Source organism: Dyadobacter sp. 676 (assembly GCF_040448675.1).
Classification (GTDB): Bacteria; Bacteroidota; Bacteroidia; order Cytophagales; family Spirosomataceae; genus Dyadobacter.
Window position 1 is genome coordinate 956,840 of sequence record NZ_CP159289.1, and the last position, 21,404, is coordinate 978,243.

The 21,404-nt window shown below is 51.6% G+C and carries 19 protein-coding genes; 4 read left to right on the top strand and 15 right to left on the bottom strand.

Annotated features, from left to right (window positions below; genetic code table 11):
• Nucleotides 1-46: 46 nt before the first annotated feature.
• Nucleotides 47-418, top strand: coding sequence for a gliding motility-associated C-terminal domain-containing protein (locus tag ABV298_RS04400; protein ID WP_353720973.1), 372 nt, complete (start codon nt 47-49; stop codon nt 416-418).
• Nucleotides 419-457: 39 nt separating this feature from the next.
• On the opposite strand, the gene ABV298_RS04405 is transcribed toward ABV298_RS04400, so the two are convergent.
• Nucleotides 458-1,447, bottom strand: a complete 990-nt coding sequence (locus ABV298_RS04405) for an acyl-ACP desaturase (RefSeq protein WP_353720974.1) — start codon at nt 1,445-1,447, stop codon at nt 458-460.
• Between the two features lie 141 nt (nt 1,448-1,588).
• On the opposite strand from ABV298_RS04405, the gene ABV298_RS04410 reads away from it, so the two are divergent.
• Complete coding sequence (locus tag ABV298_RS04410; protein ID WP_353720975.1) at nt 1,589-2,332, top strand: lysophospholipid acyltransferase family protein; 744 nt, start codon at nt 1,589-1,591, stop codon at nt 2,330-2,332.
• 38 nt (nt 2,333-2,370) lie between these two features.
• Here the strand turns inward: ABV298_RS04410 and ABV298_RS04415 are convergent, their stop codons facing one another.
• Nucleotides 2,371-3,039, bottom strand: coding sequence for a hypothetical protein (locus ABV298_RS04415; RefSeq protein ID WP_353720976.1), 669 nt, complete (start codon nt 3,037-3,039; stop codon nt 2,371-2,373).
• Nucleotides 3,040-3,260: 221 nt separating this feature from the next.
• Between ABV298_RS04415 and ABV298_RS04420 the strand changes: the two genes are divergently transcribed.
• Nucleotides 3,261-3,644 (top strand): hypothetical protein, encoded by a 384-nt coding sequence (locus ABV298_RS04420; protein WP_353720977.1) that lies wholly within the window; start codon nt 3,261-3,263, stop codon nt 3,642-3,644.
• A 68-nt stretch (nt 3,645-3,712) separates the two neighbouring features.
• Here ABV298_RS04420 and ABV298_RS04425 read toward each other — a convergent pair whose 3' ends face one another.
• Both ABV298_RS04425 and ABV298_RS04430 read right to left on the bottom strand, forming a co-directional pair.
• Nucleotides 3,713-4,159 carry a GNAT family N-acetyltransferase gene (locus ABV298_RS04425; RefSeq protein ID WP_353720978.1) on the bottom strand — a complete coding sequence of 149 codons (447 nt, stop codon included), beginning with the start codon at nt 4,157-4,159 and terminating at the stop codon, nt 3,713-3,715.
• A 51-nt stretch (nt 4,160-4,210) separates the two neighbouring features.
• Nucleotides 4,211-4,579, bottom strand: a complete 369-nt coding sequence (locus ABV298_RS04430) for a hypothetical protein (protein ID WP_353720979.1) — start codon at nt 4,577-4,579, stop codon at nt 4,211-4,213.
• Nucleotides 4,580-4,747: 168 nt separating this feature from the next.
• Between ABV298_RS04430 and ABV298_RS04435 the strand changes: the two genes are divergently transcribed.
• The gene (locus ABV298_RS04435) at nt 4,748-6,118 is read left to right on the top strand and encodes a hypothetical protein (RefSeq protein WP_353720980.1); all 1,371 of its coding nucleotides are present in this window, start codon (nt 4,748-4,750) and stop codon (nt 6,116-6,118) included.
• A gap of 34 nt (nt 6,119-6,152) precedes the next feature.
• Here the strand turns inward: ABV298_RS04435 and ABV298_RS04440 are convergent, their stop codons facing one another.
• From ABV298_RS04440 to ABV298_RS04490, 11 genes are all read right to left on the bottom strand, one after another.
• Entirely contained in the window at nt 6,153-7,511 is a 1,359-nt protein-coding gene (locus ABV298_RS04440; protein ID WP_353720981.1) for an acyl-CoA dehydrogenase family protein, read from the bottom strand.
• A 353-nt stretch (nt 7,512-7,864) separates the two neighbouring features.
• Nucleotides 7,865-9,601, bottom strand: a complete 1,737-nt coding sequence (locus ABV298_RS04445; protein ID WP_353720982.1) for a glycoside hydrolase family 9 protein — start codon at nt 9,599-9,601, stop codon at nt 7,865-7,867.
• Nucleotides 9,602-9,652: 51 nt separating this feature from the next.
• The gene (locus tag ABV298_RS04450) at nt 9,653-10,039 is read right to left on the bottom strand and encodes a helix-turn-helix domain-containing protein (protein ID WP_353720983.1); all 387 of its coding nucleotides are present in this window, start codon (nt 10,037-10,039) and stop codon (nt 9,653-9,655) included.
• 38 nt (nt 10,040-10,077) lie between these two features.
• The gene (locus ABV298_RS04455; RefSeq protein WP_353720984.1) at nt 10,078-10,491 is read right to left on the bottom strand and encodes a Dabb family protein; all 414 of its coding nucleotides are present in this window, start codon (nt 10,489-10,491) and stop codon (nt 10,078-10,080) included.
• Nucleotides 10,492-10,584: 93 nt separating this feature from the next.
• Nucleotides 10,585-11,133 (bottom strand): DUF1697 domain-containing protein, encoded by a 549-nt coding sequence (locus ABV298_RS04460; RefSeq protein ID WP_353720985.1) that lies wholly within the window; start codon nt 11,131-11,133, stop codon nt 10,585-10,587.
• 178 nt (nt 11,134-11,311) lie between these two features.
• Nucleotides 11,312-12,349, bottom strand: coding sequence for a PmoA family protein (locus ABV298_RS04465; RefSeq protein WP_353720986.1), 1,038 nt, complete (start codon nt 12,347-12,349; stop codon nt 11,312-11,314).
• Between the two features lie 11 nt (nt 12,350-12,360).
• Nucleotides 12,361-13,701 carry a Gfo/Idh/MocA family oxidoreductase gene (locus tag ABV298_RS04470; RefSeq protein WP_353720987.1) on the bottom strand — a complete coding sequence of 447 codons (1,341 nt, stop codon included), beginning with the start codon at nt 13,699-13,701 and terminating at the stop codon, nt 12,361-12,363.
• Between the two features lie 125 nt (nt 13,702-13,826).
• Nucleotides 13,827-15,194 carry a DUF1080 domain-containing protein gene (locus ABV298_RS04475; protein WP_353720988.1) on the bottom strand — a complete coding sequence of 456 codons (1,368 nt, stop codon included), beginning with the start codon at nt 15,192-15,194 and terminating at the stop codon, nt 13,827-13,829.
• A gap of 119 nt (nt 15,195-15,313) precedes the next feature.
• On the bottom strand, nt 15,314-16,210 hold the full coding sequence (locus ABV298_RS04480; RefSeq protein ID WP_353720989.1) for a sugar phosphate isomerase/epimerase: 897 nt from the start codon (nt 16,208-16,210) through the stop codon (nt 15,314-15,316).
• A gap of 86 nt (nt 16,211-16,296) precedes the next feature.
• Nucleotides 16,297-18,126, bottom strand: coding sequence for a RagB/SusD family nutrient uptake outer membrane protein (locus ABV298_RS04485; protein WP_353720990.1), 1,830 nt, complete (start codon nt 18,124-18,126; stop codon nt 16,297-16,299).
• A 27-nt stretch (nt 18,127-18,153) separates the two neighbouring features.
• The gene (locus tag ABV298_RS04490; protein WP_353720991.1) at nt 18,154-21,351 is read right to left on the bottom strand and encodes a SusC/RagA family TonB-linked outer membrane protein; all 3,198 of its coding nucleotides are present in this window, start codon (nt 21,349-21,351) and stop codon (nt 18,154-18,156) included.
• Nucleotides 21,352-21,404: the final 53 nt, after the last annotated feature.

The window sequence follows — 21,404 nt, forward strand, 5'->3', positions numbered from 1 at the left end:
GTCGCCGGCCGACGGGCTGAGTGACCCGAACACCCGGAGCCCCATCGTGACATTGCGCGAAGACCGGTCCTATACCGTGGATGTGACGTCGGAATTGGGCTGCAAAGGATCGGGCAAGGTAAATCTCTCTATTAAACGACAAGAGAGTATCAATGTACCTACGGCATTTTCCCCCAATGGAGATGGCAAAAACGAAGTACTGCTGCCGGTGCTCAACGACATCGGGTCTATCCGCTATTTCCGCATTTTTAATCGCTGGGGGCAGCTTGTGTTCTTTACCAGGCAACTCAACACCGGTTGGGACGGCTCTTTCAAAGGTGAAATGGCTGCTCCGGGTGCGTATGTATGGGAAATCGAGGGAGTTTCGACAAAAGGAAAAGTGATCAGTAAGAAAGGAGCGGTGATGCTCATGCAATAATGCGACCGGCCGGCGGCACTGCGCCGACCGACGGCTGTGCTAACGGCTTATCCAGCTAAACTCATAGGCCAGATCTGGAATGCGGGTGCGGTCCGCAATTCTTCTGAGGCGTGCCGGCAGCGCCATCAGGTAATCCCGGGCCTTTTCCGCTTTTTCGTTAATGTCCCGTACGGCCCCGATATTCCATTCTTCAAGCAGATCTTCGAGAATATCGATGTAATCCTGCGTCGTGTATACGCCCAGGCGCTGCGCGGCGTCGGAAAAGTGCGAGAATGTTTCGCCGATTTTCACCCCCGTTTCACGCATGAAGTGTGCGGGCATGACAATTTTTTTGCGCATCATATCTTCCAGGGCCAATACCAGCTCCGAAGGGTCCACTTCCAGTATCCGGGTCACAAATGCCTTGTAAGCCTTCGCATGGCGCATTTCGTCGGAAGCGATCACCCCGCAGATCTTGGACAAATGCGGATTACCGAATTTCTTGGCCAATGTGGCTGTACGGCGGTGCGACAGGTTGGTAGCAAGTTCCTGGAAAGAAGTATAAATGAAGTTCCGGTACGGGTCGCGGTCGGTTCCGATATCGAAGCCGTCGGCGATGAGGTATTGGGTGGAAACCTCCATCGCGCGCATGTTCACGCGACCGGAAAGGTAAAGGTATTTATTCAGCAGATCGCCGTGGCGGTTTTCCTCGGCCGTCCATGCCCGCACCCATTTCACCCAACCCGATTCCGGTTCGTCGACCTGGTTGATACCGATTACATCAACCAGCCACGACTCGTAGGTAGGCAACGCCTCTTCCGTAATCGTATCCCCGATCAGCACGGCAATGTAGTCATAAGGCAGTTCCCGGCAGCTTTCCTGTAACAGTTTTACTTCATGCAAAAAACTCTCATGCGTTGCCTCGGGCAGGAAATCAGATGGTTGCCAGTTTTCTTCGATGGGTTTCAGGTATTCCGCAATAAGCCCGTCGAGGTCTTTGCCTATATGTTTCATTACTTCAAGCCGTTCAGCTGAAAGCGTAATATCCATTGGTATTTTGATTTAAACACTATTGACTATTTTACAAATAACGTGAATTATACGTAAGATTAGAATGACAATTATCATTTCGGGTTTCAGAATATGGAGTAACCCAAACAGATTTAGACTATTTTTGCGAAAAAAATCAGAATGAAAAAAATCCTCGATTACTTTTTAAGTATCCTCTATCTGATCCATTTTGGCCTAACCCTGTTAGTTTTTCATGTTATACAGGTGATCGCATTCAACGTCTTTGGCAAGCAGGCGCACAAGGTGTCGGTCGACTGGCTCAATTTTTCCCTCACTTTCGGTCTCTATCTCACCGGTGCAAGTATCAAGCTCAAAAACCTTGCCCAACTGCCCGACAACCGACCCATCATATTTGTTGCCAACCACCAGAGCAGCTACGACATCTCCCCTATTTACTGGTTCATGCGGAAGTACAATCCGCGTTTTGTATCCAAAATCGAGCTGGCAAAGGGTGTTCCAAGCATTTCATATAACCTGCGCAAAAGCGGCGCGGCGCTCATTAACCGCAAAGACGGCAAGCAGGCTATCACGGAGATTGCCCGGCTGGGCAAGCTGATCCAGGACGAAAAAGCCTCGGCGATGATCTTCCCCGAGGGCACCCGCACGGCCAGCGGCTCCATGAAACCTTTTCAGTCGGGTGGAGTTGCCACGTTATTGAAGCGCGCCCCCGACGCATTGATTGTCCCTATCGCAATCGACGGTACCGGTGCATTCAACCCCAAGGGTATTTTTCCGTTGAAATCCTTTTGCGAACTAAGATTTACAGTGCTTCCGGGTATCGAGCCCGCCGGCAGGAAAGTGGAGGATGTTCTCGGAGAGGCGCAGGAAGAGATAAGGAAGGTGATCCAACCGCAAGCGGCCTGAGCGCTTACCGGTTAGGTACATTCCGAAATGCTGTCAATTTATTCCCAAAGCGACGCTTTGATGTACAGGTTAGTTTCAAAAATGTCCCTGAGCAACTGATAACTGTAAGGTGCATTAAGCAATGTCCTCGCTGTTACGTTGTTAGCCACACTCACCAGGTTCACACCGGAAATCTGCCGCCGCCATGGGCTTTCCAGGTCGAACGAATAAAGAAATTCCAGGTTTTTAACCTCGATCCCGCCGATCGGCATATTAAAGGCGTGCGGACTGCCCGGATTCAGCGACGGCACGAACGATCCCACGTTATCGTCGGTGAGGGGCGGATCATACGTGTAATAAAAAAGCTCATAACCCACGCTGGGAAGAAAAGACGGTGCGGCGATCCGCTGGATATGCACCCGCACATTAAAGGCCATGAATACGTAGGATTTTCCCGAGCCATAGCCCGACGTTTTTGCCTCGCCTGGTGGAAGTTTGATATCCGGATTGTCAGGCGTTACGGTCGCAAATACCTCAGTCGCCGATGTCTTCCTCAGAAACTCCACTTTCAATATCCTGAATTCACATGGAAATGCACGCGGAATCCCCGCCACGGTTGCGCAGCTCGACGGCGGATCCGGATTAACGTGATCGGTACAGGACAATGCCGTGATTATGCCCAGCATGGCTGAAAACATGGCACATCTCAGCAGGTAACGTTTCTTCATTTCCATTAAACATTTGGTTACCAGCAATATACAAAGTATTTACCTGGAAGTTACCAGTCGCTTCCGATGTCACCGTTAAATCAATTCATTTTTACCGGATAACTACTATCAACTATCCACCGGTCAGGGTAAAACATTGCCTTAACAATCGTTAACAACCCTCGCTTTAAACTTCCGCGGCGGGCGGCCCTCTAACCCACAAACTTTAAAACTTTTGGGTTATGAAAAAGATACTTTTTGCCGCAGTGGTCCTCGCATTAGGATTTACCAATGCTTCCGCCCAATATGGCCCCCGCTATGATTACCGTGACGGCGCCAGCCACGAAAGAATGTCCGACATCAACAGACTCCAGCGGGAAGTACGACAAAATATAGCCAGCGGCGTTCAATGGGGCACGCTTACCTCCCGCGAGGCAAATATGCTCATGAACCGTTACGAAAATATCGAAGCCAAAGAACGGAAATTCGCACGCCATGGCCGGTTGTCGAACCGTGAGGAAAGAATACTCCGCAACGATCTGCACGAGTTGATGGCCGATACCCGACGTTTGAGCCACGACCGCGACCGCTGGGCCCGCGACCGTCGCCACAGGGGCCGGTTTTAAAGCATTAAGGTTATAGTTGAAGGTTTAGGGTAATGCAGAAAGCACCGGGACGATGCCCCGGTGCTTTTTTATTCGTTTTTGAAATACCTGACAAGTTTGACGTGCGATTTCTCGAAACCCTCGCGCTCGTAGAAGCGGTGTGCCCGCTCACGCGTCGCGCGCGAAGTCACTTCCATTTGAATAGCTCCCCTGGCTTTCGCAAATTCGATAACACGGTCCATTAGCGCCTTCCCGACTTGCCGGGTGCGATATTCCGGCTCCACGTACATTTCCTGAATTTCCGACACCAATGCCGCGTGGTGCAGCAACGGCTGAATGTGGCAACTCACCATCCCCACCGGCGTTCCGCCGATCTCGGCCAGGAAATAGCCAATATCCGGATTTGCGATATTCCGGTTGAAAGCCATGTCGAAACCGGCGCGGTCGAGCGTCGTGTTTTCAAGGCCGCATATCATCTTGTAAATGTTCGCGCGGTCGGCGGCGGATGCGCGCCGGATAGTAAGGGATGCCTGCATGTTTTCCATGTCACAAAATACGCCCCGTCGCGTTGAAAGGCAAAAATTCAGCTATTTCTCCGGCCAGATAACCGGGCCGCGGGAGCCTTCCCCGCGGATTGAATCGAAGTAATCCTTCATTTCCTGGTCGGTGTATTTTGTCGGATCAAGCCGGGAACCATCGCAATGGTAGCCCACACAACCAATGCATGACATGTACGAAAGGCTGTAATCGAATACCGTTTCGCCTTTGATTTTCCCTACCGTAATGGTGAGGATATTATCCTGTTTGTTGGCTTTCGCGTCCTCGATCAGTGATTTGAGCCACGGCAAGTTACGAACGGGGTCTTTTATACCGCAGACTTCCAGATTGGAAGAAACAGTTTTGTCTTTACAGGAAAAAACAAACAACAAAAAAAGGAACAGGAAAGTAGTTTTCATAGGGCTGAGAGTTGGAACGGTGATTTGAAAACGGGACACAGTTCCAGCAGAAACCGTTGTAAATTATTTCTCCGCACAGCGCCGTACGGGCACATTAATTCATTATTTTTTAATAGCCGGTCACAAAAATTGATTTACATTTGAAGAACCTCATCAACCCGATAAACAATGAAACAAGTTGTATTAGCGATTGCCCTGATTATCTCCATTCAATGCAGCGGTCAGATTACATTCATTAACGAAAACACGCCCTGGGAAACGCTTTCGAAAACAGCAAAAAAAGAAAAGAAACTCGTCTTCATCCATCTCGAAGGCGATCAATGCGAACAATGCAACGAAGTGGCGTCGAAGGGATTTGCGGGTCCTGCCCTCAAAGATATTTACCAGAAAAACTTCGTCTCCGTCCGGAGCAATGTGGACTCCGAAAACGGCCGGAAATTAGCGGAAAAATTCCGGATCAAAGGCGCACTGGTATCACTTTACGTGGATCCGGAAGGCAATATCCTTAACCGGTTTAATGGTTCCACGAGCAATTCGAATGCTTACCTCGAACACGCACAGGTGGCGCTCAACCGGAAAAACGGCAAGCAATTAAGCGATTTTGAAAAGGAATATAAAAATGGGGAAAGATCGGCAGCGTTTCTGAAAGCTTATATTCAGAAACGCCGGGAAGTAAATATGCCTACAAATGAATTGCTGAACGAGTATATTGGTAAACTGCCAATCGACTCGATCGCCGATTTCCGCGTTGTCAAATTCATTTATCAGCAGGGCCCAACGCTCGATAGCCGCGCGTACAAACTGGTACGAGCTCTCGTCCCTTACTCAACGATCGATAGTTTATACAAGTCCGTCCCTTCACAGGAAGCATCCGCATTCAACAACGGTATTATCGGAAATACAATGCAAAAAGCCATCGAAACAAAAAACCCCGATCTTGCATATCAGGCCTCCACTTTTTTACAAAACACTTACAATACCGACTTCCTCAAGGGCAGGCTGGCTTTTGAAAGGAATATGGCGCATTTTTATTTCGCAGTGAAAGACACGGCCGCGTATTTCCGCACTTGCGGCAGTTTTATCCGGCAAAACCACCTGTTGCTCACGGTCGATTCCCTGAAAAGAATGGATGAGGAAATGCTCAGGACTAGTCTGGCCGATCAGACGCCTCTCGGCCCGGCGGGAGAGAAACAGGCAGTGCGTTTCGCACCGCCTTCCCAGCGGTTTCATATCGAACTTAATGAACATGCCTGGCATTTTTACGAGCTCAGCAACAATCACCGCGAGCTGGAAAACGCATTGATGTGGTCGAAGCGGTCGATGGAATGGTACGAGGAACTCAGAAAGGACAAGCACCATATGCCACTGGGAAATCCCGCGTATATCGACACTTACGCCCATTTGCTTTACAAGCTGGGCCGGAAAGACGAGGCCATCGAGTGGCAGACCAAGGCCGTCGAAGCACAGAAAGTGACCGGCATGTCGTGGGCCTCTATGGAAAACGACCTTGCCGAAATGAAAGCAGGAACACTCAAATAGTAACCCAAAGGGCAGTGAAATCTGCCCTTTGGACTTATACAAACGCACTCTCGCCGGTAATCGCCCTTCCCACGATCAGCGAATTGATCTCCTTCGTGCCCTCATAGGAATAAATCGCCTCGGCATCCGCCACGAACCGGGCGATATCGTACTCCAGTAAAATCCCGTTGCCTCCGAAAAGCTCGCGTGCGTGGTCCACAATCGAGCGCATGCGGAGCGTACAAAAGACTTTGGCCAGCGAGGCATGCTCATCGGCGAGTTCTCCGGCATCCTGCATTTGCGAAAGCCTGAAAACCATCGTTTGCATAGCAGTAAGATCGCCCAGCATGGTGACGAGCAAGTCCTGCACCAGTTGAAAACCGGCGATCGGCCGGCCGAATTGCTTTCTTTCCATGGTATATTTCAAAGCCAGCTCATAGGCGCCGCGCCCACATCCGACGGCCTGCCAGGCCACGCCCGCACGCGTCATACGCAAAACATTAGCCGTGTCTTTAAAAGAATTCGCATTCCGGAGACGGTCAGTTTCGGGCACCAGGCAATCGGTAAGCGTGATCAATGCGTTTTGAACCGTACGAAGTGCCATCTTATCCTCCATTTTCTCCGCCTTGAAACCCGGATTGTCCTTCTTGACAATAAAGCCTTTCACCTGATTATCATCGATATCGCGCGCCCAGATAATCGTTATGTCCGAGAAAGTTGCGTTACCGATCCATTTCTTTTGCCCGTTGATCACCCATTGGTCGCCATCGCGCTTGCAGGTGGTCATGAGCCCTCCCGCGACGCCCGAACCGACCTCCGGCTCGGTCAGGCCGAATGCTCCGATGAGCTCCATACGCTGCATAACAGGCAGCCACTGCTGCTTTTGCTCCTCCGACCCGCAAAGATAGATCGAGCCCATCGCGAGCCCGCTGTGCACGCCGAAGAACGTCGAAACGGAAGAATCTATCCGTGCAATTTCCATGGCTATGAACCCTTCCAGCAATGCCGAGCGCCCCGCGCAGCCGTAACCCTTGTAGGTAAGGCCGCAGATATCGAGTTTCGCCATCAATGGAATGATGTGCATCGGAAACTGGGCGTTATTCCAGTAATAGTTGGCGATCGGCCGGATTTCCGTTTCCATAAATTCGCGGACTTTCAGCTGGATTTCACGTTCCTCGGGACTGAGCGTCGAACCCAGTTCATAGAAATCGCCGTTGACCGCCGGCGGTGCCTTCTTTTTCCCCGATCCGGCTTGCATGAATTTCAACATTTTGCCAAGATCTTCTTCACTCATTTTCGATACGACACCCATCAACTGATTGAGGTCGACTTTTTGAGAAAGCTTGCTTACCGCTTCGATGTCTATGGATTTAAGTAGGTTGCGTAATTGTGAAATGGATTTGAAAAGGTTCATACCGCTTGTTGGATTGTGATTTGATAAAGAGTCGGCCAGCGAGCCGGTTCTACTGCACAAAGCGGAAAAACTAACCCCGACGCCGGCGGGAACGGAAATTGCAGGTACCGGGTCAAAACTTCTTAAAACAATGAAAACGCAAACCAGAAACGTAGAAGGCGGCTCACCGAGCTCACGGCGGGCCAAGAAGTAAGTCGAAGCAAAAAGACGACAGCCTGAAACCTTCGGGACTCCTTAAACAGGAATCCATCCGCAAGTCCGAAAAGGTAAATATGACCAAAAAGAAAGGCTATAACGAAACGCCCGAAACCGTCCCTGTAAAAGGCAGGAAGGGATAACGGGCATGCTTTACTTTATTTCATGGACGCTTCCAATGCGGCTGCAAGGTACACGAAAGGTGCATTCCAGTTGATCGCTATCTCGTTGGAAGCATAGGACTTGTCGTTGTCGGTGAACGACTCGTCGGCAAATTTGTTCGGGTAAGTCGTGCATTTGTCCTGCTGGCCGGGATTCGGCCCACCCGAAAGCAGGCCCGGTATTGGCTCAACAACCCCGTCGGCTATCGAAGGCCGGTGATGCGGGTGCATGACCCGCCTGGTACCGAAGCCTGTCAGGAAGCAATAACCCGTCGCGTTCCTGCCAAGCAGATAGTCCAGGTTACCCAATGCCGCATCGAGGTACTTCCGGTCTTTGGTCAGCCGGTAAGCGTATAGCAATGCGATTCCCTGATTGGCGGCCACCGAGCTGCTTCCCCAGGAATAGTCCTTCGCCGTTTTACCCATTACTGTGTAATAAGGCTGCTTTTCGAGGTCCGTGAGCAGGCCGTCTGCATAGGTAATAAGATTATTTTTAATGGTATTCAACACTTTTGGCTCCGCAACGACATCGTAATGCGGCCTGAGCAAGGTATAGTAGCCCAGGGCGCTTACCTGGTTCCAGGTAGGCAATGCGAATGGCTGCTCCAAGCCTGGCCCTGCCTTTTCAATATAGGCGGGCTTGCCGGTTAAAATATACATTTCCGCTCCTGCCCAAAGCCATTCGTCTTTTACCGACCGGTCTCCATAGGTTCCTGTGGCGACGTCGGGATCAAATAGCTTGTTCATTTCGTCCTGATTGTACAACAACTCGGGATTTTTTTCGGCCCATTGCCAGGCCCTTACCGCCACCGTGGTACAGGAGTCGGCAAGCCCGGGGAATTTGCCTTTGAAATTCTTGAAAACCCGTGCCGCCTGTGCCGTCACCGCTACGAAATCCAGCGTTGCCGCGGTGCTTTTCTGCACCACATAGCGGGGATTTTTAGCAGCTTCCGGCATAATCATGCCATCAAAGCGCGGATTGGTAAGTTTATGATAAACACCGCCGTCGGCCGGGTCCTGCATTGTAAGCATCCAGCGAAGGTTCCAGGCCAGCTCGTCGAGAAGGTCCGGCACGCCGTTGTTGCTTTCAGGGATATTCACATTGAAATTTTCAAAATAAAGCGGGTAATCCTCGTACAATGCGAGCAAGGTTCCCATTGTGATCCCCGAATTCACAATGTATTTGTTGTAATCTCCGGCGTCGTACCAGCCCCGCGGGGAAGAAATAACCGTATTCTCCGGCCTTCCCCGCGAAACCGCCGAAGCATGCACCAGCACCTTGTCGTCCAGGTGTCCTGCCTCACGGGCCCATTTTCCTGCGTACTTCTCCGGCAATCCGGTCGATGCCCGCTGGTAATAGAAGCCTTTCAGCGACGCTTCGGCAACCTGCCGGTGAACTTCCCTGCTGATACGGAATGTCGCGGATTTCCCAAGTCCGGGCACTTCTACAACATAGGTCCCCGGTTTCCTGACCGCGCCGAAATCCGCCAAACGGGTATGCTTTCCCGAATGCTGGCTGGTACGGACCGCACCCAGTTTACCCTTTAAAACCGTTTTCCCCGATCCGGCCTCCTTTACCTCGAAGGTTTCGGCATTCGCATCTGCCACAACGGCTATCTTGGGTGCGTCGGGGTAAAAACCGATTTGGTTCAACCGAATAGCATCCGGATGCTGTTGTGCCAGGGAAGGCAAACTAAGGAACAGCAGAGCGGTCAAACACGGAAGTGCATTCATAATCGGGGAAATTTCTTTCTTTGGGTTAAAAGGCATTGTTTACAGATGCTTTCAATCCTGCAGTTCTTTTACAGGATGGTTGATGTTCGTCCCGGTGACTACCAGCCGATGGTACTCGCCCCAGCGCCGCAGCTCTTCGATCAGCGGTTCGAGCGTCCGGGCATGGTCCGTGCGCTCATACTCAATCACGGGCGGGAACGAATCGTAAACTTTCCGCTCGACAAGCAAATTCATTTCCAGTTCTTTCAACTCCTTCGACAACATCCGGGGCGTGATGTTCGGAATGGCGTTTTGTATCTCCATGAACCGCTTATGCCCCAGGCTCATTGCGATCAGGATCGAAATCTTCCATTTCCCGCTGATTACGTCCAGCGCATCGCGTACCGGCAAGATCATTTCCCTGCATTCGGGGTGGTTTTCCTTAAAATTCTCTTTCATATTGTCCTTCCCTGAAAATGTACTGGATGAAGGGCCCGTTAACCCACCTTCTTCGGGCCAACGGAATCGTATACCACCATCTTTTCCCATAAATGGCCGTAGCTTTCGATAAAGTCCAGGTGGATCGGATGGGTCTGGTAAATTTCCTCTTCGATGATATTTTTAAAAAAACACATCCATGAAACCGAATAGTCTTTCACGATAACCGACCGGTTTGTTACCGCCGGCTTCCCGATATGTGCGTACTCGATGGAAGGTACTTTTGCCAGCTTATGCAATCCTTCCAGCAGCTGCGCTTCATGTTGCGCGTTGTTGGGCTCTTTCAGGTAAAAGAAAACATGATGTATAAAAAGCTCCCTGGTTCTTTCGGGCCCGGCGGGGATGTCGGAAACAGTGGCTAACGAAGCAAGCCCCGCATTCTGCAGGAACTTCCTTCTCGATTGATCTTCCATGAATGATTGAGCGTGAAACGGATGGCGGACGAATTCCCGCATTCAGCTTCAAGAATAACGCTTATTTGTCCATTATCAAAATACATGTCCGCCTCAGCGCCCGGCCGCAAGCCTCAAAAGCTCCGTTACGGTTTTCCAGTTACGGGTCGTAGCCGTCACTTTCAGTTTGCTTTCGAAAAAGTTGTTGTGAAGCTTCGTCCGGCCGTATCCATTCGGGCAAAACAGGTAAATGGCCTTTTCCCCCGGTAAAAATTCGTCGGGCAGGTATTTGTCGCGCTCTAGTTTGTCCAGCCGGCTGGTTTCCGGTTGTTCGGCCAGGAAAGTTACGTGCAGCTTGCCGATGTCCTCGTTTCGCCCGACGATAAACGGATTGCTCTCATGAATTTCCCGCAGAGCCCCGGTGTCCAGGACCAGGACCGGGATTTCCGCTTTCAATTCCGACCGCAATAATGCTTCGACGTCCCTGGCGAGCTTTAAGGTATCCGTTCGGCGGGTATCGAAAAGCACGTTGCCGCTCTGGATGTACGTTTGTACTTTTTCATAACCGGCATCCTCGAATATCTTTTGCAAAACCGCCATTTTCACCTGCGTACTGCCGACATTGACGCCCCGGAGGATCGCGATATATGTTTCGTTAGGCATATCTTAATAATTAGCAGCTACAATTTTCAACTATTTCCCCGGAAAAAGAAAAGATAAGCGCGCACACTGCACGTCTTTCTTAACAAAATCGCGTCGTTCGCATACCCGGCGGATTCCCGGATAAAAAAAGTAGCCAGCGACTTTCGCTGGCTACCCTTCCAATCAACCGGTTACAAATCTATTCCGTCTTTGCATACGCCGCAGCGAGGTCGTTCAGCGTCGCATCTTTCAAATGCTCCGAAGCGATTACCAGGCGGTAGCGAAAAGTGGTTGATTCCCCTTTTTTCAGTTTAAAATTTAACGTTTCCTTACCGTCGCTGAGCGCTTTCATTCCCAGCGGGTTCACGGCAAACAACCCGTAGCCGCGCGCGTGCCAGTAGGCCGGATAGCCCACATTCTTCGGATGGTCGATCATCGCGACGCTGATGTTTTCGTCTTTGATCTTCCCGGTGAGATTGCACCAGATCGCGCGTTTTCCCCACACCGCTTCTCCTTCCACGCCATTGCTGTTGCGGTAATTGCCGGTTACGCCTTCATTGTTCATGACGGGCACCTTTGTGGCAATACCGCTTGCATCGGTGAAAATCTCGGGTTTGGTGGACGGCAATTCGAGCTCACGCCCAACGCGGATCGCATACATACCGTCTTTTACATCAGGCATATTTACTTCCGGCAGCGCGGCCGTGAGCGTCGTGGACCGGTCTATAATGCGGGAATTACCTTTGCCGCTGAAAGTATATCTGGTTACCTCTTTCAACGTCAGTGTGCCGTTTTTATCGACCCAGTCGGCGGTTACGGTGAGCTCCCCTTTATCCTTGCCGCTTTTTATGGAAGTGATCCCCGTATGGATAATGGTCCCGTAAGCACGTTTTTCGTGGTTTACGGCGTTGGAGTTATTCCAATAGTCGTTGCCGTTTACGTCCTCGTAATTAAGCCAGATTCCCACATGGTGCGGATGGTCCACGCGTTCGCCGGCGCGGGGATCGAGAGGCCAGCCGCGGGTGATCACCGTGCCCCGGGGCGTCATTACCGGGTATAAAACAGCTTTTTTAAGCACTGTTTCGCCCGGATAATAGTAGGCGGTAAACGGCTTGCCGTCGATTTTTACCTCCACCTTTTTATCCTTGTCATTTCGGACCAGGTCGACTCTCTGGGCGTAAGCGTTTCCGGCGAAGGCCAAAGCTGTCAGTGCCAAAGCAGTATGTTTCAAATTCATCTTTTAAATGGTTAGCTAAGCACGATTTCCTTCTTCTTCGGATCCCAGGTAACGCGTTTCCCCGAATGCAGTGCCTTGGTTGCCATGATGTTCGCCACCGAGTGGTTGAAACCCACCCGTGCGGGCGCATTCGACTCTTTTCGGCTGCGGATACATTCCATCCAGTTACGCATATGTAGGGAGGTCATCGGATCAGCACCGGTGTTGGCATCCGTCGCGATCTTGTCGCCGGATTTCAGCGACATTTCAGGAAGCAGGTTGGCCTGCATACCCATTCCCCTGGCATCCTTTTCTTTCAAACCACCTTCCGGAGAAATTTTGTTGGTATCGAGGTTGATCATCCCGCCGTTCGAGAAGTAATATTCCTTCACACCGCCGGCTTCGTTATTGAAACGCGACGAGTAGATCACCTGGAAGCCTTTGGTTTTGTCCTCGAACGGGCCGTAATCGAACACGGCGCTGAATGTATCCACATTGGTACGGCCGTCTTTCCAGGTATAAATGCCGCCGTTCGCTACAACGCTCCGCGGGGCGTCGAGGCCCGAGAACCAGTGCACCGTGTCGATCTGGTGCGCCATCCACTGTCCAGGGATACCCGACGAATATGGATAGAACAACCGGAATTCGAGGTAATACCGAGGGTTCCATTCTACTTTCGGACGGTTCATCAGGAAACGGTCCCAATCGGTATCCTCCTTGCGGATCTGCGCCACGAGGTCTTTGCGGCGCCAGCGGCCTGGCTGGTTCACGTTCCAGGTCATTTCTACTGTCGTAATATCCCCGAACTTCCCTGATTTGATATACTCATAAGCGGCCCAGTAGTTGGGCGCACTGCGGCGCTGCGATCCTACCTGTACGATCTGTTTCGATGCTTCGACGGCCTTTAAAGCCACTTTCGCATCTTCCAGCGTTTCGGCAAACGGCTTTTCCACATACACGTCGCGACCGGATTTCACGGCTTCCGCACAATGCAGTGCATGCTGGAAGTCGGCAGTGCTGATGATCACCGCGTCCACGTCCTTGCGGGCCAGCAGTTCTTCGTTGTTGCGGGCTTTCACAAATTCGCTGGCCGCATATGGCTTGCCTTTGATAAATGCCTCCGCTTCGTCGCGGCGACGGTTCCAGAGGTCGGAAACACCCATAAACTCAAAGTTCAGTTCTTTGGCATGATCTCCGAAGGAAGGTGCCAGCGAGCTGCGGAAACGGTCGGAGAAACCGATGATACCTACCCTCACGCGATCATTTGCGCCCAGAATACGGCGGTAGCTTGCCGCCCCGAAAGCATTGGCGCCTGCTGCGACACCCGCAGAAGCCAGTGCTGCATTTTTAAGAAAATCCCTTCTACTGGTCATGATATTGGATTGAATAAAAGTTGACTTGATGATTGCCTATGGGTCCGATTTGCGGGCAATCGTTTCTAAATCCCGGGTACCCGCTTATCTACTGTATTTTTTTACCTTTTTTCCGGCGTTTCGGGCTATTTGATTTCCCTCACTTTCAAACTGCGGAAAAACACATTGTCGCCATGGTCCTGCAACAGCAGGTTACCTTCCTGCGACATTCCGAAACCATCGAATTTGGCGAACTTAGATCCCGCGACGAACTCCTTGAACTGCGGGGAGCCGCGCACGTATTCCACTACCTTGTATCCGTTCAGGAAATGCTGCACGGTGCCGTCTTTCTGCACCACAATACGCCCCTGATTCCATTCGCCGATTTTCTTGACCGCATTTTTCGGACGAACGGCCGGGATTACGTCGTAAAACGAAGCGATGGTTCGGTTACCGTTTTTGCCAAGTTTCGCGTCGGGATGGCGCTCGTCGTCCAGAACCTGGAATTCACAGCCGATGCCCGATTTGCCATTGGAATTGAATTTCTGGTCCACAAAATATTTGACGCCGCTGTTGGCGCCTTCGGTCAGTTTAAATTCAAACTGGAATTCGAATGCGGGGCCATACAGCTTGCGGGTAACGATGTCGTTGCCGGTCTCCGACCCGTCCGACTTGGAAATTACGATCGCGCCGTCCTGGTAGCTCCATCTTTTGGCCGGAAACTCCGTGCCGCCGTACGAGCGCCATTGGTCCACTGATTTTCCATCATACAATAATGAATAACCCTGCGCCTTTTCCGCCGCATCCAGATTGTTGGGAATGAGGTTCACGACACGGACATTCGTAGCAGGGCTCGGTTTCAGGTTCGACGTTTTGATCCGGATATTCTTCCAGCTTACCTGGGTCCCTTCCATTTCCTTGCTGCCTATTGCATGCACCTGCAAGCATATAAATCCGACCGGCGTCATGTCATCGACCACGTGCGCCACCGGCACACCATTCAAAAACGTGCGGATCGAATGGCCGATAGCCTCGATGCGGTAGTTATTCCACGCATCCCTTTTGAACGCTTTTTTACCTTCCGGGTTCAGGTCGAGCGGGTAAAGCCAGCCGCGGCGCGCCTCGTCATAAATCCCTCCCGAATAAGCGCGGTCGCTCGGATCGATTTCCACCTGGTACCCATGCACACGGCCATTCTGGTATTCCGGTTTCGACAAGCTGCGGATCTGTATTCCCGAATTCAGTTTGTTATCGACCTTTACATCCAGTTCAAGGATAAAATCTCCGTAATCTTTTTCGGTAGTGAGGAATGAATTGGGCGTGCCCATGACGGACGTACCCACTATCGCGCCGTCCTTTACTTCATATTTGGCCTGGCCGTTGAGCTGTTTCCAGCCGGACAGGTCCCTGCCATTGAAAAGTTTCTGCCACCCGTCTTTCGACTTCTGTGCCCGAAGCGGAGAAACGAGGAGGAACGCGGCCAGACCGACCAGCGGTAATCTTAATTTTTTCATTGGATTGATTAATGGTGATGAATAACTGAAAAATGCGAAAGGGTACCCTATCTAATATCAGTTATCACATTAATAACGAAATATTAATAGGAATACCCCTACAAATCCAGTTCAGGAGACTAAACAGGGTACTTCAACACCCCGGTAATATACTTTTTATTGATTTCCGCACAAATGAGCGGCGATTTTCCCGGATCGGGCACGCCGTCCAGCTCCACCACTGCCCAGCCTTTGAATTTGATTTTGTCAAGGGCATTGAAAACCGCCGGAACATCCACCCTGCCTTGTCCCAGCTCCACAAACTTATAGCCGCTCTTGGTTTCGGCGGGTTTGGTATCCTTCAAATGCAGCGAGTGCAGGATATCCTTGTATTTAACCACGGCTTCGTGCGGTTCGCCGCCCCCCTGCTTGTAATGCGCGATATCGAGCAGCAACCGCATATAACGCGGGTCCATGGCCTGTACGATCACGTCCACTTCTTCGGGTGTTTCTCCGAGCTGGTTCATATGGTTGTGGTAAACGGCCTGTACGCCCAGATCGGCAGTTTGCTTGCCGATTTCGTTCATCACCTGTGCCAGTTTTTTGAGCTCGTCGACGGAAGGAGCACGGTCTTTCGGGCGGAGGCTATTCGTAAGCTGCAACGCATTGCCGCCCAATGCTTTTACAAAACTCGCATGTGCTACGTGAGTATCGACAGTGCTATCGAACTTTGCGGGATCAATCTCCACATTGCCGCTCGAAAACATGCAAAGCGTCAGGTTGTTCTTAATCAAAGCATCTTTCAGCTCGGAAGGCTTGCCGCGGTAAGGTCCGAACGTGTTTGCCCTCAACTGGATGCCCTTGAAACCAAGGCCTGCCAGCTCCGTCATGGCTTGTTCGTCCTTGCCGCCCCAGGTAATGGCCGAATAACCGATTTTTATATCGCCTTTCTTCACGGCGGCTTCCAGCCAACCGGTCCCCGCCATGGAGGCGGCCATGGCCAGCGAAGTGTTTTGCAGAAAATTCCGTCTGTTCATTTCAGGTTAAGATGAGTTTAAATCCTAAACTCCCAGACGATATAAAATGGCAATGACCCGCTATTTACGGGCCATTGCTTGTAAATTTATTTCGGGATCTCCGTCAAAGGGGGCACATTCTTCTCATATCCCGCGTATCCCTTGTTCTGATTGATCCTCGCCTGCGTATTTCCGTCGATCGCCGACTGTGGAATGGGCCATAACACATGGTAAGGGCTCATGGTGTATTCGTCGGCGTGCCGTGTTTTGACGCCTTTATTATAAAAATCGTTTTTCTCCATCACCCTGTCGTAAAAGTAGTTGTCGTCCGAGAACTTGTCGAGGCTGTAAGTTTTGCCATTCGGTGCGGCCTTACCGGTTTGGGCAAAAATGTAGGCGATGCGCGTCAACTCGGTTTTTCGCGGTTCTTCAAAATACAACTCGCGCGCTCGTTCATCGAGAATCGTGCCGATATTGATTCTTCCCGCCGGGATCGGCGCGCAATTGGCGCGGGCGCGGACGATGTTCAGGTCCTCCGCCGCCTTTGCCAGATCACCCTTCCATACATAGGCTTCGGCACGCAGCAGATAGGTTTCGGCCAGTCGGAACACGTACCAGTCGGAATTGCCTCCCTGGGGCTGTACGCGCTGCGGATCTTCGACGAACAGCTTATAATGTGGCCAGTCGAACCAGCAGCGTATCGTGTCGATGGTGAGTACCACGCCATCGGCATTTTTGAGTTGCAGGTTTTTGCCATAATAGCTGTCTTTATCTTGTACAAGCTTTGGATTGTTGTACAAAATATCCTCCATGCGCATCCAGTTGCCCGGCGCGTGGCGCAGGTCATTTTTATCGTCCCAGATCTGATTCTGCGAATAGTCGGTTGGCCGTAAACGTCCGATTCCCCGCCCCAGCTTGCTTACCTGGTCGATTTCGATGCCGTACGTATCGATCGTACCCCGGTTGCCATTCGGCGTGTTGATATTGTTAAACCAAAGCGGCACGCAATTCCGCATGATCAGCATTCCGCCATCGACATTGCCTTCTATATTCAGCCGGTCGATCACCAGCATTAGTCCCTCGGTATTAATAGCCAGGGCCTTGTTCTGTGGCCGGTGTAAATCCCAGACCACATTACGGCTGGCATCGTTCGCGTTCGCCCCGAAGCGCGAGGTCATCAGCTTGTGGGTGCCGCCATCGATCACATTCGTCGCCGATTTGATCGCGTCGTCGAACAGCCCCAGCGCCAGATTGACCTTCGTCAGCAAATGGCTCACAGAGCCTTTATTTACCGTCCCCTTATCTGTAACAGCCGGTACCCATTGTTCCGCAAATTCGAGGTCCGTCTTTATTTTTTTCAGGATTACCTCGCGCTTTGTGGTCTGGAAATCGAGTTTCGGGCCGTTTACTTCGTTCAGCAACAGCGGCACATCACCAAACTGCTGCGTTAGCCTGTAGTAACGTGCCGCGCGGTGGAAATAGGCCGCGCCCAGCAGCTCATTTTTCTCCTGCTCGTTTTTATAGGTGGGCAAATCTATCCGGGAAATGGCCGTATTGGCATATTTGATCCCTTTATACTGTTCCAGCCAGTACCAGCCGATCCGGTTGTAATCGATGTGGTTAAGCTGAGCATCGGGTGTGATGAGCAGGTTCAGGTTCTGTGCCGGTCCCGATTTGTCGGTTGTACCTTCGACGGCAATATCCGAAAAGATCGACTCGGTTATCATCGGCATCGCATCGCCGTACCATTCCTGGCGCAGGTTACGCTCGCACGCAACGAGCGTCGCTTTTAACCCGGCCAGGTCTTTAAAAGTCATATCGGGCTCGTAAAACGAAAGCGGTTCGGGTTTCAGCCATGTTTCTTTGCAGGACGTGATCGTCAATCCGGCGCCAAGCAAACCCAATGCCACGATATATTTCAGTTTTTGGTTAAACATAATCCATGCGGTTTTGTGTGATCAAGGTTACAGGGTAATATCTAGCCCGATGGTGTAGATGCGCGGGCTTGGCACCGATGTGGCGATGCTGGCGTTGGTGCTGCCGTTGGTTCCATTCTCGGGATCCCAGAAGTTCCATTGGGGCGCCCAAAAGCCGATATTACGCACGTTTCCATAAATGCGGAGGTTCTGTACGGCCACTTTCCGGGTAACGGCCTTCGGCACGGTATAAGCCACCGAAAGGTTCTCAAAACGCACAAAAGACTTGCTCCTGTAAACGCCGTAACCCGTCGCCGACCCCTCACTGGAATACAGGCGGGCCCATTCGTTCGAGCGGTTTTCTTCGGTCCAGTAAGGAAAAACATAGGAACTGGTACGATCCACGAAGCCGTCGCGGTTCTTCATCTGGTTGAACGGGCCTTTCTGGCCCCAGTAAGAATAGATCATAAACGACACGTCGAGACTTTTAAAAAGCTTGAACTCGTTCCGTAGCGTCCATCTGAAACGAGGCGAAGTGTAGCCCAGAAATTCCTTATCGTCGTTGGTGAATTTACCGTCGTTGTTGACGTCCTTCAACTTGAAATCGCCCGGTTTAACGCCGTATTTAGCGGCTTCGGCTTCCTCTTCCTTCTGCCAGACGCCGAGAATCCGATAGTTCCAGATTTCATCGAGCGCTTGGCCGATAAACCAGCGGTTAGTGACGTCGTCGGCCTCCTTCCGGCCGGTCACATTCCCCGAGGCGTCCTTGATATCGACATAATTGCCATACAAATGGACAATCTTGTTGCGGTTCAGCTGGAAATTGAAACTGCTGCGCCAGGTAAAGTTCTCGCGGCGCATATTATTGGAATTCAAACTGATTTCCAGCCCCTTGTTCTGCACTTCGCCGAGGTTATCCCAGACGTTGTCGAAACCGAGTATGTTCGGCAGCGCACGTTTGACGAGCAGGTCTTTCGTCGTCGATTTGTACAGTTCGATACTTCCTTCGACCAGGTTATTAAGGAACGCGAAATCGAGCCCGACATTCAATGCACTTGTTTTTTCCCATTTCAAATTCGGGTTCGCCATTCGGCTTACATACAGCTGGCTCACCTGATACACAGTGCCGTCGGGCTTCACATGCAGGTATTTGCCGGAAGCAAGATCGGCGAGGGCGTCATAGCGCGGGATATCCCGGTTACCGTTGTTCCCGTACGAAACCCTCAGCTTGCCGTAGTTCAGCCATTTGCCGCCCAGGAATTTTTCCTCGGTAAACACCCAGCCCAACGCAGCCGATGAAAATACCGCCCGGGGGTTCTTCTGCCCGAAGGCAGAATAACCGTCGCGGCGACTGGACAGTGTGATCATGTATTTGTCTTTAAACGAGTAGAACAACCGGGCCATCAATGCATCGGCGGTGCTCGTCTGGTCGTCGGTGTAAACGACGGGAAGGCCGCCCGCCTGCATATTATGATAGCCGAGCACGTCGGTCGGCGTGAAGCCTTTGTTCGAAATACTGTCGCGCCAGCTTTTGAAACGTTCCGCATTCGCCAGGAAGGTCAGATCGATGTTGTGCTTCTCGTTAATCGTTTTTGTCCATTTGAGAATGTTATCGACCTGCCAGTTGAACACGGTCGAATCCTTCCTCGAAGCCCGGCCACCTTCCGCCGCCCATTCGGCATGCTTAGCCGATTCGGCGTTATAGCGATGCGAATAGTCGAAGCGGGGGGTAAAGTTGAATTGATACGTAAACCCGAACGGCAGATTGACCTTTGCAAAAATGACGGAATTCAAAGTTTGCGCGCCCTGGTCACGCGTGGTAAAGCTGGGCGCATAATAGGGATGGTTCCCACCGCTCGCCTCGCCGTTCGGTCGCCAGGAGTAATTGCCGTTGGCATCGAATTCGGACCCCCAGGGCGACAATATCCTCGCCAGATCATAGTTAACCGGCACCTGGCTTTCGTCCCTTCGGGCGAATTGCGTATTCATTCCTACCGAGAGGTGCTTGTTGACTTTCCCTTCCAGGTTCAACCGCGCGCGGACGGTGCTGTATTTGTCCCCCACGACAATGCCTTCGTTATTGAGGTAGCCAAGCGACATATAGTACGAAATACGGTCGTTTCGCCCGGAAAGGCTTACGGTGTGATCCTGCCTGAAACCCTTTTGAAATACTTTCGAATACCAATCGACGCTCTTGCCATCCTTGTAGTTCTGAATTTCCGCAGGTTGCATTCCAAGCCGTTGAAGCCATACGGTCGTTGGGTCGCCGTTGGAGCCATCGTAAGCCAGCCATTCTTCGAGCGTTACGCCCGCGGGAAGCTTGTTGGGATTGGCGAATCGGGCGGGCTCGGCGGTCGCATTGATGTTCCGCATAACCTCCTGCCGCCAGGAAATGAAGCCTTCCGGACTGAGTACGGGCTGGTTTTTAGCTACTTCCGCAAAACCGAAATTGCTGTTGATGTTAATCACCGGCTTGCCTTCCTTGCCTTTTTTTGTGGTGATCAGAATAACGCCGCTGGCCGCCTTCGCACCGAATACCGCCGAAGAACTCGCATCTTTGAGGACATCGATCGTCTCGATATCATTGGGATTGATGTCCTCCAAACCGCCGTAGTAAATGGTACCGTCCAGCACGATCAACGGACTTGAACCAGCATTAATCGAGTTTTGCCCGCGTACCGAAAGGCTGCCGCCGCCTTTTGCGGAGGTCGAAAACCCTACATTCATCCCCGGTACGTTGCCGCGCAGCACATCCTGGACCGATTGCGGGTTTTCATTTTCGAGACGCGTCGCATTTACCTGCGAAACGGCGCCGGTCAGATCGCGCTTTTTCTGCGTGCCGTAACCGACTACAACCACTTCGTTCAGCGTCTTCTGATCGGTAACCAGCGAAACGTCGACAACACTCGCGTTGCCCGTTTCCCGCTCCTCTGTAACGTAGCCCACGGCCGAAAACACCAGCACCGCGGAATTGCCCGGGATGTCGATGGTGTATTTCCCTTCCGCGTTGGTTGTCGTTCCCTGGTTGGTGCCTTTAACGACCACCGTTACGCCCGGAACAGGCGCGTTTCCTTCTTTGGCCAGTACGGTGCCGGTAATGGTTTTATCGGCTTTAACTACCTGGCCAACCCCGGCGAGCGGACTCGCGACGACACTGGCGGGCATTGGCGGATGCAGGCATATTGCCCATATGCATACCCCGCTCATGCGCCGCAAAGAGGTGAGAATTCCTTTTGTGATGTGCATAGGTCAGTGGATTAAGATAATGTTTAGGTGAAATATACCACCCTGACGCCACC

What these genes read in the sequence shown, in the direction of transcription:
- ABV298_RS04420 (WP_353720977.1), top strand. Translation starts at nt 3,261, where the DNA reads ATGAAAAAGATACTTTTTGCCGCAGTGGTCCTCGCATTAGGATTTACC.
- ABV298_RS04465 (WP_353720986.1), bottom strand. Translation starts at nt 12,349, where the DNA reads ATGAATTTGAAACATACTGCTTTGGCACTGACAGCTTTGGCCTTCGCC.
- ABV298_RS04460 (WP_353720985.1), bottom strand. Translation starts at nt 11,133, where the DNA reads ATGCCTAACGAAACATATATCGCGATCCTCCGGGGCGTCAATGTCGGC.
- ABV298_RS04410 (WP_353720975.1), top strand. Translation starts at nt 1,589, where the DNA reads ATGAAAAAAATCCTCGATTACTTTTTAAGTATCCTCTATCTGATCCAT.
- ABV298_RS04440 (WP_353720981.1), bottom strand. Translation starts at nt 7,511, where the DNA reads ATGAACCTTTTCAAATCCATTTCACAATTACGCAACCTACTTAAATCC.
- ABV298_RS04470 (WP_353720987.1), bottom strand. Translation starts at nt 13,701, where the DNA reads ATGACCAGTAGAAGGGATTTTCTTAAAAATGCAGCACTGGCTTCTGCG.
- ABV298_RS04450 (WP_353720983.1), bottom strand. Translation starts at nt 10,039, where the DNA reads ATGAAAGAGAATTTTAAGGAAAACCACCCCGAATGCAGGGAAATGATC.
- ABV298_RS04475 (WP_353720988.1), bottom strand. Translation starts at nt 15,194, where the DNA reads ATGAAAAAATTAAGATTACCGCTGGTCGGTCTGGCCGCGTTCCTCCTC.
- ABV298_RS04415 (WP_353720976.1), bottom strand. Translation starts at nt 3,039, where the DNA reads ATGAAGAAACGTTACCTGCTGAGATGTGCCATGTTTTCAGCCATGCTG.
- ABV298_RS04430 (WP_353720979.1), bottom strand. Translation starts at nt 4,579, where the DNA reads ATGAAAACTACTTTCCTGTTCCTTTTTTTGTTGTTTGTTTTTTCCTGT.
- ABV298_RS04490 (WP_353720991.1), bottom strand. Translation starts at nt 21,351, where the DNA reads ATGCACATCACAAAAGGAATTCTCACCTCTTTGCGGCGCATGAGCGGG.
- ABV298_RS04435 (WP_353720980.1), top strand. Translation starts at nt 4,748, where the DNA reads ATGAAACAAGTTGTATTAGCGATTGCCCTGATTATCTCCATTCAATGC.
- ABV298_RS04445 (WP_353720982.1), bottom strand. Translation starts at nt 9,601, where the DNA reads ATGAATGCACTTCCGTGTTTGACCGCTCTGCTGTTCCTTAGTTTGCCT.
- ABV298_RS04425 (WP_353720978.1), bottom strand. Translation starts at nt 4,159, where the DNA reads ATGCAGGCATCCCTTACTATCCGGCGCGCATCCGCCGCCGACCGCGCG.
- ABV298_RS04455 (WP_353720984.1), bottom strand. Translation starts at nt 10,491, where the DNA reads ATGGAAGATCAATCGAGAAGGAAGTTCCTGCAGAATGCGGGGCTTGCT.
- ABV298_RS04480 (WP_353720989.1), bottom strand. Translation starts at nt 16,210, where the DNA reads ATGAACAGACGGAATTTTCTGCAAAACACTTCGCTGGCCATGGCCGCC.
- ABV298_RS04405 (WP_353720974.1), bottom strand. Translation starts at nt 1,447, where the DNA reads ATGGATATTACGCTTTCAGCTGAACGGCTTGAAGTAATGAAACATATA.
- ABV298_RS04485 (WP_353720990.1), bottom strand. Translation starts at nt 18,126, where the DNA reads ATGTTTAACCAAAAACTGAAATATATCGTGGCATTGGGTTTGCTTGGC.